General features: G+C 32.3%; 4 protein-coding genes and 1 rRNA gene. All 5 read right to left on the reverse strand.

Features of this window, described 5'->3' with window-relative positions:
- Window positions 1-57 precede the first annotated feature (57 nt).
- Window positions 58-2,493 carry a helix-turn-helix domain-containing protein gene (locus tag AC15TD_RS07815; RefSeq protein WP_484451577.1) on the reverse strand — a complete coding sequence of 812 codons (2,436 nt, stop codon included), beginning with the start codon at window positions 2,491-2,493 and terminating at the stop codon, window positions 58-60.
- A gap of 334 nt (window positions 2,494-2,827) precedes the next feature.
- Entirely contained in the window at window positions 2,828-3,697 is an 870-nt protein-coding gene (locus AC15TD_RS07820; protein WP_484451578.1) for a sugar phosphate nucleotidyltransferase, read from the reverse strand.
- A gap of 5 nt (window positions 3,698-3,702) precedes the next feature.
- Window positions 3,703-4,794 (reverse strand): GHMP family kinase ATP-binding protein, encoded by a 1,092-nt coding sequence (locus AC15TD_RS07825; RefSeq protein WP_484451579.1) that lies wholly within the window; start codon window positions 4,792-4,794, stop codon window positions 3,703-3,705.
- A 36-nt stretch (window positions 4,795-4,830) separates the two neighbouring features.
- Window positions 4,831-6,198, reverse strand: coding sequence for a Gfo/Idh/MocA family protein (locus tag AC15TD_RS07830; protein ID WP_484451580.1), 1,368 nt, complete (start codon window positions 6,196-6,198; stop codon window positions 4,831-4,833).
- A 221-nt stretch (window positions 6,199-6,419) separates the two neighbouring features.
- Window positions 6,420-6,506, reverse strand: a 5S ribosomal RNA gene (gene rrf / locus AC15TD_RS07835); the annotation flags it as partial.

Below are 6,506 nucleotides of genomic sequence, written 5' to 3' on the forward strand. Positions count from 1 at the left end.
ATTTGAGAGAATAAAATTCACTTTTTCCATTTCAAGACGTATTTTGAGGCATTAGTATTATTTATTTAAGTCTTCAAGAACTAAACGTAATTCACCATAAGAATATTTTTCATCTAACTGATGTTTTAAATCTGATAAATTATCGAAGGTCGTACTTGGGATAAGCTTCTTTAATTCATTATAATGTTTTTTAGACATTAAATCTGTAACCTTCACTTCTCCTGAAGGAATTAAACCTGCTAAATGTCCAAAAATAGTATTTTCATTTAAGTCACGTTCATTTGCTATCTCTTCAATAGATTTGCCTGATTTAAATAATTTTAAAGACACTTTTTTAGTGTCAACTTTCTTCTTTTTTGATGTTACTTCTTCAAAAACGGGTTCATTAGTTAGAGTTTCTATGTCATTATCTTCACAATAAGCTTTTATTATTTCCAAAATAGCATTCCCATATTTTTCAACTCTCGTTTTTCCCATACCGTTTACTTGTAGCAGTTCTTTCTTTGTTAATGGTAAGGTTTCACACATTTCGTATAGCGCCTTTTGAGTAAACACTTGATAATGTATTAAATCATTTTCATTGGCTATCTCATTTCTAAGAACTCTCAACAACTCAAATAATTCAACATTGGTCTTTCCATCAATAACCGATTTTCTTGGTTTTTTAGGTTTCTCTTTGGTAAGAAACACAGATTTCGCTCGCAATTCTAAAAGTTTTATAGTTGTAAAACCATCAGATAATCCGTTAAAAAATAAAAGTTTAGCTTCCAGTAATTCTTCAACCAAATCTAGATTTTTAGTAATATCTGCACCAACAGCCTTGTTATCGGTAGTAAACCCAAATTCTTTTAAAGGAGCAACCAGATTCGCATCTGTTTCCGTTTTAAAATAAGCAATAGCCTTCTTAAAACGTTCTTGAATTTGGTCACTAAACTCTGGTAAGCGCTCATTTTCGGTAAGTTGTTTTAATTGCATATTAAAGCCATTACTCACTTTTAAAAAATTGGTAATCGTATTTTTAATCCTAAGCATAGGAGATTCAACTTTACCTTCAATACTAGTTCGGTTTTTATAATAAATATCTAGTATTCTATTGACAGGATACATAAACTCATAAAATCCAAAAACTTCAGCTATCAAATCTAACTGAAACATCTTTTGAGAGTTTTCTAAAACCGTTTTATCAGGCTCATTAGCTTCGGCATTTTTATTAAACGAAATAACGTGGCCATCGCTTATAATTTGATTCGAACTAATTTTACTTTTTAAAACCAAACCCTCTAAAGATTTACATCTACTCAAAGCTACATAGGTTTGTCCATGGGCAAAAGCACCCTGTGCATCAATAATCGCCTTTTCGAAAGTTAATCCCTGACTTTTGTGTATAGTAATAGACCAAGCCAATCGCAGTGGCATTTGTGTAAAGGCACCTATTTTATCTTCGGTAATGGCTTTTGTTTCAGCATCAACTGTATAATTGATGTTTTCCCAAATTTCGGGTGTCGTTACAATATTAAAATCATCTTCGGGACAATATACTGCCACTTCATCAATATCCAAATGAACAACCTTACCTATTTTTCCATTAAAATAACGTTTATCTGGGTTGCTGTCATTTTTAATAAACATGACTTGTGCACCCACTTTCAATTTAAGAGCTTCATCGTTAGGAAACGAAAATTCTGGAAACTTGCCTTCTACTTTAGCATTATAAGTAAACACTTTAGTCTCGAGCTTTTCCAACTCGGCCTTATTAGTTGCCTCTGCTTTATTATTATGTGTGGTTAATGAAATATAGCCCTCATTAGCTTCTGGTGTAAAATCTGGAATAAATCGTTTATTCAATTCTGAAGCTGAGGCTTCACTCAGAACATTGTTTCTAATCTCATTGAGGATTTTAATAAACTTAGGATTTTCTTGCCTATAAATATGTTTTAACTCTATAGTAACCGCATGACATTCTTGATAAGCCTTACTACTAAAAAAGAATCCGTTACTATAAACATGTTTCAACAAGTTCCATTCGTTCTGCTTAATAACAGGCGATAATTGTTGTAAATCTCCAATCATGAGCACTTGTACACCTCCAAAAACCTTATCTCTATTTCTGAAACGACGCAATGTTCTATCAATACCATCCAGTAAATCTGCACGTACCATACTAATTTCATCAATAACTAATAAATCCATCGATTTAATAATATTGATTTTAGTCTTGCTAAACTTTCTATTAAAACTTGTAGAATTATTTAAGTCTGTATCTGGCAAAATAGGACCAAAAGGCATCTGGAAAAACGAATGTATCGTAACACCTTTGGCATTTATAGCTGCTACACCTGTAGGAGCAACAACAACCAGACGCTTTAAACTATCCATTTTCAATCGATGTAAAAAAGTCGTTTTACCTGTTCCTGCTTTTCCCGTTAAAAAAATAGATCGATTGGTATTGTTTACAAACTCCCAAGCTAATTCAAGTTCTATATTTACAGCCATTAAACATAATTAAATAGGTTTGGAAGATAATAATTTATGAAATTAATTGTTGAGTTATTTATGAAAAATAAAATCTGCAGTATCTGCTATATATTTTTATTAAACTAATTACGATAATATATGTAGAAGTATTAAAAATACACGGCGGCTATGGTTTTGTAAAAGTTCATCATTTAGAACGATTGATGTGAGATACTAAAACAACTCAGATTTAGGAAGGCCTTTTTGAAATTTAAAAAATTGTAATCTCGAGACGTATTTTGAGAGATTAAAATTCGTTTTTTTGATTTCAAGAAGTATAATTAGGGATTGACAAGATATTTTTAAAATTAAATTAGTTCCAATTCATATTGGAATAATGCACTGCTATATATTCTTTTAAAATTGCAATATCTTCTTTTGAAGTAAGGTCCGGGACATGCTCTGAAATTGGGATGGCATAAACTGATTTTGGATAATCTTTCACCATATTTAATAAAGCCGTTGGAAGCTCTTTTTCATTTCTTATCTCATTAATAGGGCAATTTTCTACATAATCTGTAAACAGGTTACCATCAAACTTAAAGATATTCATACTTACCCGTAGCTTACCCATTTTATCTTTATAAAGTGCTGTATCTTCAATAGAAGGTTTTTCTATAATATTTTTTAAAAACCCCTTTTCATCGATATATACCAAAGCAAATCTCGCTATTCGTTCGATATTAAATTGCAAGGCATCTCTATCATAACTCACGAGGGCATTCTTATACTTAGAATGTCTTAATTTTTCTAAAGCAATCACGGAATATAAGTTATCACTATTACAAACAGTATATGATTTAACTCTTAATTCCGGATATTGCATTATTGCCTGGCTCAAAGCATCCGCTGTACCAAAAGGCTTTTCTCTGAACTCAGGGATATATTGAATGGCATAATTAATTATCAGCCCATGAAACGTATTACCCTTTGATTTATCTCCATAAAATTCCTTAATCAAAGATTCTTCTTCTCCTATTACAATATATATGTTTTTATAGCCAGCCTTTTTTGCGTTGAATAATAAATAATCCATCACAGGTCGCCCCGTACTGTCCAAACTAATAAGTGCTTTTGTCCGAGTATTGGCTTGTATTGCCAAATCATTTCCTAACTCAGAATCTTTTGAGTTTTTCATTCGTGATGAGGCTCCACCCGCCAAAATAATTAAAATATCATGCATATTTACTAATCAATTAATCTTACTCCTCTATCTACATTTACGTTGTAAGCCGATTTGGCTCCTGCATTACATATAGCTTCTATAACCTTTTGTTCTTTTTCCAATGGCGCAATAGCAACAATACTCCCACCACCACCGGATCCTACAATCTTAACACCATAAGCTCCCGCTTCAATGGCCTTTGAAACCATTTGGTCAATTAAAGGAACCGTTATTTTAAGAATATCCTTTAAAACTAAATGATGTTCGTTCATTAAAGCCCCCAAATATCTTAGATCCGGTTTTTCCTTTTTAAACTCATTAAAAGCTTTTAAAGTAATAGAATGGTTTTTAAGTGCTGCAAAAAAATAGGGTCTTAATTCTAAAGGAATATCTTTCTCATAATGGTCATATTCTTCAAGCAAAGCCGACTGGATGTTAAAATCAGGATTTTTTAGTTTTACAGATTCAATCGCTTTTAAGGCAAATTCCTTTCTGTTTCCTAAAGTTCCTATTGTTTCCTTTTTAATACCAGATTCACCAACAATTAATCCATCCAATTTTTTCTGAATAATTTCATAAGATGCCCTTTCACTAGTATTAATAAATAAAACATTACCCATACTTATGGTATATTGATCCATTATTCCGCCGGGCTCTTTATGCTCTAAAACTTCAGCTTCATAAGCCATTCTAGCAATTAATTCCGGTGTTATTTTATGAGTTGAACCGAATCCTTCCAAGAGGAACCGAATCCAAGCAACTATTAACGCAGATGAGCTTGAAAGTCCAGCATTTATAGGTAAATCTCCCTTTATTGTTATATTAAATCCTCTGTCTGGGATACAACCATATCGTTTTAATACTTTAAGTGAAGATGCAAAATAATCTCTTTTTTTTAAAATTTTAAAATCATCATGAATATCTATAATTCTTTCTTCGCCAATATCTGGCAATTGAATTCTAAAAACAAAAGATGAATTTTCATAAGCATTAAGACTTATATATTTGCTTATAGCGCAAGCAATTACTGGCAAACCAAGATAATCCTGGTGATCACCAAATAAACAAGTTCTACCAGGAGATACTATTTTTATTATTTTATTTTTTTTCTTCAAGAGATATCTAGTAATGATCCTTAATTAACTTCAAAATTAATAAGTGTCCTTAATCCAGTCATATGGTTTGCGTTTCATCCACAATCCTCTTGTAAAATCAGGAAAATCCTGCGGTTCACCATTATTCTCTATGGAAATTTCGGATAAAGGTGTAATTGCACTCCAGGCAGCTGCATCATACACATCTAATGGTGGTGCAATATTTTGTTTTGCTGATTCTATAAAAGCATTCATCACAAAAAAGTCCATCCCACCATGTCCAGCCCCCAAAGCATGTTCACCAAACTTTTTCCATAATGGATGATCATATTTTTCTAACCATTTATCCGCGTCATCCCATTTGTGAGGTTCAGAAGTTCCTTCAATATATATCCTGTTTCCATCAACTTCCCATAAACCATTAGCGCCTTGCACCCTAAATCCTAATGAATAAGGACGTGGTAAATTACAATCATGGGTTATAATAATGGTTTCACCCATTGTTGTTTCAATCATTGAAGTTATAACATCCCCTTGCTTAAACTTAATATTAGCATTTGGGTGATTGTCTCCACCATTATTGATAATATAATTATGTAACCCTATACTTTTTGTTGCATTTGAGGTAATCGACGAGAAACGATTGCCCCTATTAATATTACACATGGTTGCTATAGGACCAACCCCGTGCGTTGGATATACATCCGCATTTCTAGCTACAGAATGTTGGGTACGCCATTTTGATTCAGAAATACCCTTTTCACCAAATTCTACTCCTTTTCCATAAGCACTCTTTCCATCATTTAATTTAACAAAACGCAAATCATGTTGATATCCACATCTAAAATGCACTAAGTCTCCAAACACATTTTGTTTAACCATGTTTAGAACTGCCATAATATCTCGTCGGTAATTAACATTTTCCAGTATCATCAAATGAGTTCCTGTCGACTCATGAGTATTTACCAAATCCCAGCATTCTTCAATTGTATTTGCTGCAGAAACTTCTACGCCTGTATACTTCCCTGCTATCATAGCATCTTTAGACATTCTTGTGTGCCACAACCATGGTGTCGAAATAATGACTGCATCAACATTCTTTAAGTTTAGTAAATTCCTATAATCAAATTCGTTTTTACCAAAAACTTCTGGCTTTGATTTATTTGCATCTTTAATTAATTGTAATGCCAAATCAATACGTTGTGAATCAATATCGCAAATTGCAGTCACTAATACATCATCTCTTAAGAGCACATTACTTAAATGATTCGTTCCTCTTAAACCAACACCAATTAATCCTAATTTGAGTTTTACTTTTTTGTTATACTCATTACCACCAAAAGTAAAGTTTGGATATACAGATATACCGGTTCCAACTATTGCAGTTTTTCTAATAAAGTTACGTCTTGAATTTTGTGTGTTCATTAGTTTTAGTATTTGTTCCTGAAATTATATACCTTAAATATACTCGAAAAGTTTATAGACTTGAATGGTCAATTATATCTTTTTCATACAATCGAATCAAATTTCCTTTATTAGCTATGATAATGATTTAGGTTCCTTTAAGATTTTAGAATTTTAATAGGATATATAAGCGAAGTAAATAAAAACAAAAAGCCCTTCATAAAAATATGAAGGGCTTTCAAAAAAGGCAACGACCTACTCTCCCACAAATGCAGTACCATCGGCGCTAACGGGCTTAACTTCTCTGTTCGGAATGGTAAGAGGTGAGC

Source organism: Yeosuana sp. (assembly GCF_057126245.1).

Coding starts and splice junctions, on each gene's coding strand:
- AC15TD_RS07815 (WP_484451577.1), bottom strand. CDS start 2,493: ATGGCTGTAAATATAGAACTTGAATTAGCTTGGGAGTTTGTAAACAAT.
- AC15TD_RS07820 (WP_484451578.1), bottom strand. CDS start 3,697: ATGCATGATATTTTAATTATTTTGGCGGGTGGAGCCTCATCACGAATG.
- AC15TD_RS07830 (WP_484451580.1), bottom strand. CDS start 6,198: ATGAACACACAAAATTCAAGACGTAACTTTATTAGAAAAACTGCAATA.